Origin of the sequence: Flavobacterium collinsii, assembly GCF_902804485.1 — a bacterium.
In the GTDB taxonomy this organism is placed as follows: domain Bacteria; phylum Bacteroidota; class Bacteroidia; order Flavobacteriales; family Flavobacteriaceae; genus Flavobacterium; species Flavobacterium collinsii.
Window position 1 is genome coordinate 1 of the sequence record NZ_CADCST010000181.1, and the last position, 4,719, is coordinate 4,719.

General features: G+C 28.9%; 7 protein-coding genes. All 7 read left to right on the plus strand.

Annotated features, from left to right (window positions below; genetic code table 11):
* Positions 1-344: 344 nt before the first annotated feature.
* The 7 genes from FLA105534_RS23335 (at position 345) to FLA105534_RS23365 (ending at position 4,597) form a co-directional block, all read left to right on the plus strand.
* Positions 345-530 carry a hypothetical protein gene (locus FLA105534_RS23335; protein WP_173968473.1) on the plus strand — a complete coding sequence of 62 codons (186 nt, stop codon included), beginning with the start codon at positions 345-347 and terminating at the stop codon, positions 528-530.
* Positions 531-795: 265 nt separating this feature from the next.
* On the plus strand, positions 796-1,191 hold the full coding sequence (locus tag FLA105534_RS23340; protein ID WP_173968474.1) for a hypothetical protein: 396 nt from the start codon (positions 796-798) through the stop codon (positions 1,189-1,191).
* A 113-nt stretch (positions 1,192-1,304) separates the two neighbouring features.
* Positions 1,305-1,388 (plus strand): DUF1508 domain-containing protein, encoded by an 84-nt coding sequence (locus tag FLA105534_RS23345; RefSeq protein WP_246253302.1) that lies wholly within the window; start codon positions 1,305-1,307, stop codon positions 1,386-1,388.
* Positions 1,381-2,295, plus strand: a complete 915-nt coding sequence (locus FLA105534_RS23350; RefSeq protein ID WP_173968475.1) for a thiopeptide-type bacteriocin biosynthesis protein — start codon at positions 1,381-1,383, stop codon at positions 2,293-2,295. The genes FLA105534_RS23345 and FLA105534_RS23350 overlap by 8 nt, the downstream gene beginning before the upstream one ends.
* A 7-nt stretch (positions 2,296-2,302) precedes the next feature.
* Positions 2,303-3,952 (plus strand): S41 family peptidase, encoded by a 1,650-nt coding sequence (locus FLA105534_RS23355; protein ID WP_173968476.1) that lies wholly within the window; start codon positions 2,303-2,305, stop codon positions 3,950-3,952.
* A gap of 113 nt (positions 3,953-4,065) precedes the next feature.
* Positions 4,066-4,419, plus strand: coding sequence for a cysteine peptidase family C39 domain-containing protein (locus FLA105534_RS23360; RefSeq protein ID WP_173968477.1), 354 nt, complete (start codon positions 4,066-4,068; stop codon positions 4,417-4,419).
* Positions 4,420-4,453: 34 nt separating this feature from the next.
* Positions 4,454-4,597, plus strand: coding sequence for a hypothetical protein (locus tag FLA105534_RS23365; protein ID WP_173968478.1), 144 nt, complete (start codon positions 4,454-4,456; stop codon positions 4,595-4,597).
* The last annotated feature ends 122 nt before the right edge of the window (positions 4,598-4,719 follow it).

Genomic DNA, 4,719 nt, shown 5'->3' on the forward strand with positions numbered 1-4,719 from the left:
ACATATAGCTTTAAAAATTAATTGTAATCATTAAAAAATCAATTACTAACTCTGAACCTTTACAATTAATAGGAGCTTAAAGTAGTAATAGAAGCATCCTAAAGTCGACGTTAAATTATACTAAAAAACAAAAAAATATATTTTCTAGCAGTATTATCATTGGTCTCATTTGGTGCTTTTACACAAAGGGCTTTAAAAAAGGAGCTTTGCAATTGAATGCAGGATTTGGAACTTCAGTATGAGGTACTCCGATTTATGTTGGTCTTGATTATGGAGTTCATAAAGATATAACTATAGGAGGTGAATCATCGTATTGTTCAGATAGTCAGGTTCAGGTATGTGAGATGAATAATTACAAATTTTCATTAATTGGAATTGGAGCCAATAGGAATTACGATTTCAATAGAATTCTAGAAATGCCTAGTAAATGGGATTTGTATGCAGGTTCAGGCTTTAATTATTATATTCGGAGTTATGACAATGATTTGTATAAAACAAATGATCATTCAAACATTGGACTTGGAGGATAAGTCGGAGGGAGGTATTTTTTTACAGATAAAATCGGAATCAATTTGGAATTGGGAGGCGGAAGTGCTATAAGTGGAGCAAAAAGTGGAATTAGTTATATTATTAGTTTTTTTAGTGGTATTGTACATTTGATGATGTAAAAGGGAACTTTTTTATGAATAAATGCGAATAGTAACAGCTAATAAAATTTAATAAAAAGGAGGATGCTTATGGGGGAAAATGAAGTCAATTCAGAGTTTAAATTTAATAAACCTAAATAATTTAAATATGAAATTAAGTAAGATATTAATTTATGATAATGGACATTATTTTTCAAGGTTAGTAAAATATAAGTTTAAAAAAGATTTTGATTTTAAAGTTTTTAAGAATTTTGATAGAGTTGAAAATTTTGATGATATAGAAAATGTGTATTCTATTATTGTATTTGTAATTTATTCTGAGACTGATTTATTTGATTTCATCAGAATATATAAAAAAGGAGTACAAGTTGTTGTAGCTACCCATGATAAGGAAATATTAAAAAAAATGACCAACATTAATGACATATTGTTGTTCGACATTTCTATAAAACGATTAGAAATACTAGAAGAAGTTAAAAGATTATTTTCAATGTGTAGCTTTCTGCCTCAATTAAATAAGGTTAATTTGATGCAAGTCAGATAGTTTTTATAGGTATATAATGTAAAATAATTAAATTTAAAAATGGAAAAATTTGTAAGTAACAAAATGCAGATGGCGAATTTCAATTTGACTTTATAAACAGTATAGGACAGACAATTTTTAGAAGCGGAGGTTATACGAGAAAATTTATGTGTGTAAAGGGAATCGAATCCGTAAGACGTAACTCAAAGGATGATTAAAAGTTTAAGTATAAAAGGTCTCCAAACAGTGAGCCTTATTTTTTCACATGAACTTGTTGTTAGTGTCAAAAATGAGCATTATACACGTCCGCAGTTTAATTATGACAATGTTGACGAAATTTTAAGTGAGAATATTCCAGTTTTATCAGATTGGCTGTATTTGGAAATTTTTGGTAACTCTTATTCGAATCATGATATTTTAAAATTTATTAATGAAGCTATTCTTTTACAAGGAAAAACAGATCTTTTCTTTTTTGTAAACTATGCTAATCCTGATAGACATTTACGGGTACGATTTAAGACAAATTCGAGAGAAAATAAAGAATATATTATTTTAAAGATACATGAATTAAAAAGTAACCATTTAATTAGTAGGTATCATATACTTCCTTATGAACAGGAAATTCATCGTTATGGGGGTATACAATTAATGGAATTGGCTGAAAGTATTTTTAGTTTTGACAGTATGGATTTTATCAACAATGTTATTAATTTAGATCTTGATGAAGACTCAGTAAAAATTACAGCGATATTAAAAATCAAGAATTATTTTAATTATTTCGGTCTCTCATTAGAGGAAATGATAGAAAATTGTGAAAGAGCAATTAAATTGTTTTCAAAAGAATTTGAGTTAACAGCAAAATTAAGAAAGTCATTTAATAAAGATTATCTGGACATTAGAAATAAAATAGATCATTTTGAATATGGTAATTTTTTAGATGATCTTATGTTAGGTGCTGATGTAGTGAAAAAATTAAATGAGAATAAATTTAGTCGTTATAACTATATGTCTCTTATTATTCACATGAGTATGAATAGACATTTTTCCGAAGAACAAAGATTTAATGAACTTAAAGTTTACTATTTGGCAAAAACATATCTTAATCAATTAAAATTTAAAAAGTAATAACGCAATGAACAAGAAAATTTTAATACTTTTTGTCCTTTATTTTCAAATAGGATTTTCAAATAATAAAATAACAGAAACTCAAAAACTATTTACAACGGCAAAAGTTTGGGGCTTTTTAAAATATTATCACCCGAATGTTGCTAATGGAAGTAAAGATTGGGATGAAGAATTGTTTAAAATAATGCCTAAAGTGAAAAAAGCTCAATCTGAGGAAACGTACTCTAAGGTAATAGAAGATTGGATAATTACTTTGGGTGAAGTAGATAAGAAAAGTATAGTTGAAGGAGCAAAAGAAGATTATTTTGATAAAAATTTTAATTTATCATGGATCAATAATGATCTGCTAATTTCAAAATCCCTTTCTAAAAGATTAAGATTTATTGAAGAGAACCGATACCATGGAGCTCCATTTTATATTGATACAACGGGAGCTGGAAATATATTCTTGAAGAATGAAAAATTTTCAGATTTAAACTGGTCTGATGAGAATTATAGACTTTTAACACTTTTTAGATATTGGAATATAATTGAATATTTTTTTCCTTATAAATACCTAATGGATAATAGTTGGGATAAAACCCTTCAAGATATGCTACCAGATTTTGTTTTGACTAAATCAGAAGATGATTTTAAAGTAGCCATGCATAAATTAACGGTACGATTAAATGATTCGCATTCGTCATTCTACTATAGCACATCACAAACAAATGGAAAAACAAGAAGATTTCTTCCTGTAAAATGTGTTGTAATTGATAAAGAAATGGTTGTTTCAGAAATTATGAGCGATACATTGGCTAAGTTGAATGATATTCAGATTGGTGATGTTATTACCAAAGTAAATAATAAAACAATTGAGCAAATTATTACAGAAAAAAGGGATCTCGTAAGTGCCTCGAACGAGGCGTCTTATTTGAGAAATTTAGTATTTGAGATAACAACCGGATATAAGGACTCTATTGATTTGGAAGGGAGGCGTAATAGTGCCGTTTTTAAAAAAGTAATTCAGTGGACAGATTATAACAAGTCACATAGCAATGAATTGAAAAGAAAGAAGTCAGAAAAGTATAAACTGATTGATGATAATATAGGTTATGTATATATGGGGAAAATTTATGAAAAAGAAGTTCCAGAAATGATGTCAAAACTGAATTCAACAAAGGCTATCATACTAGATATGAGAGATTATCCTAACGGAACAAATTTTGAGATTGCAAAATATCTTAACTCAGATGTTAAGCCTTTTGTTAAATATACAAAACCTGATTTAAGTTATCCTGGCAGGTTTATTTGGAGTAAACCTAGGCTTTGCGGTACAAAAAACGCAAATAGTTACAAAGGAAAGATCGTCGTACTGGTAAATGAACTTTCGCAAAGCCAGTCCGAATGGGCAACAATGTGTTTTCAAACGGCAGACAACGCTACTGTGATTGGTAGTCAAACTGCCGGGGCTGACGGAAACACAAGTAGTATCAACATTACAAATAAACACGAAGCGCCTTTTTCGGGTATTGGTGTTTATTATCCTGATGGTACGGAAACCCAGCGTGTCGGAATAATTCCTGATATTATAGTTAAACCTACTGTTTTAGGAATACAAAACAAAAAAGATGAAGTGTTGGAGAGAGCAGTATTATTTATTAACGAAGGTAAGTAATATGGTGAGCATTTTTTTTACCATTTAAAAACTAAGCTAATATCAGATCGAGATAATATTTTGATTTAATTCAATTTCAAAAGCACTCATTAAAACTTAACGTAATAAAAAAAATGATTTCTTTTCCATTTTATAAACAAGCCGATCATAAAGATTGCGGGCTGACGTGTTTAAAAATAATAGCGAAACATTACGATAAAACAATCAACATTCAGGAGTTGAGAGATTTTAGTGCAACAACTCGTGAAGGAAGTAATTTGCTTTTTTTGAGTGAGGCAGCCGAGAAAATTGGTTTTAGAACTTTAGGAGCAATGCTAGGTGCAGAGGAGTTAAATGAAGTTCCATTACCCTGTATTTTACATTGGAACAAAAATCACTATGTAGTACTCTATAAAATTAAAAAAGATATTAATATACCCTGTGTACCAAATGAAAATCTTCTAATACACAACGGGATAATTGTTTAATTATATATACTATATAACTTTAAACAAAGATATCATGAAGACACTTTCTAATCACATTCAAGAAAGTTTTACTACTGTAAAAGAAAATCGGGAAACAATTGTAGAAAAAAAAATAGACAACACAGAAGAAGTTGTTAATGAAGATGAATCTGTAGAAAAAGAAAAACCGTCTGAGTAAGGATGGTTTTTCTTTTTCTATTTATGTCTAGTCCTGAAATAGCGATACACAAAAAGTATCATTATGGAAGTACCTCAAGAAATACGCTATGTAAAGCGTACACAAAAAGACTACTCTATGTC

Coding starts and splice junctions, on each gene's coding strand:
- FLA105534_RS23355 (WP_173968476.1), top strand. CDS start 2,303: ATGAACAAGAAAATTTTAATACTTTTTGTCCTTTATTTTCAAATAGGA.
- FLA105534_RS23365 (WP_173968478.1), top strand. CDS start 4,454: ATGAAGACACTTTCTAATCACATTCAAGAAAGTTTTACTACTGTAAAA.
- FLA105534_RS23340 (WP_173968474.1), top strand. CDS start 796: ATGAAATTAAGTAAGATATTAATTTATGATAATGGACATTATTTTTCA.
- FLA105534_RS23360 (WP_173968477.1), top strand. CDS start 4,066: ATGATTTCTTTTCCATTTTATAAACAAGCCGATCATAAAGATTGCGGG.
- FLA105534_RS23350 (WP_173968475.1), top strand. CDS start 1,381: ATGATTAAAAGTTTAAGTATAAAAGGTCTCCAAACAGTGAGCCTTATT.
- FLA105534_RS23335 (WP_173968473.1), top strand. CDS start 345: ATGAATAATTACAAATTTTCATTAATTGGAATTGGAGCCAATAGGAAT.